This is a genomic window from Ruminococcus callidus ATCC 27760 (assembly GCF_000468015.1).
GTDB classification, from domain to species: Bacteria; Bacillota; Clostridia; order Oscillospirales; family Ruminococcaceae; genus Ruminococcus_C; species Ruminococcus_C callidus.
In genome coordinates this window covers 1-302 of sequence record NZ_KI260349.1, presented here as the reverse complement: position 1 = coordinate 302, position 302 = coordinate 1, and the positions used below count along the sequence as shown (strand labels likewise).

The following is a 302-nucleotide window of genomic DNA, read 5'->3' as shown; positions in this document are numbered from 1 at the left end:
TATGCCTGCGGAATTTCTATGCAATCTGCCGAAAGATCTGACTACTGAGATGCCGGAATATTACGCTGCCGGATAAGGCAGAACAGAAACGCTGAAAAAGGGGACTGCCGCAGGGCAGTCCTTTTTCGTTGGCAAACTGAACAGTTTTTTGGAATGCAGATTGTCGAAAATCACGATTTATGCAGGCTATGCAGAAAGTACGCGGAAATACTTGCAAAAAGGTGCATTTTTTGGTATAATATAAAGGCAATACCGCACAAAGAGCATTTGTCGACTTTGCACGCCATCTGCTTGCAAATTTC

Annotated in this window: 1 protein-coding gene; it reads right to left on the bottom strand. The window is 43.7% G+C overall.

Annotated features, from left to right (window positions below; all coding sequences use genetic code 11):
• Positions 1-16 precede the first annotated feature (16 nt).
• On the bottom strand, positions 17-302 hold a 286-nt coding region (locus RUMCAL_RS16200), incomplete at its 5' end, for a hypothetical protein (RefSeq protein ID WP_207636439.1).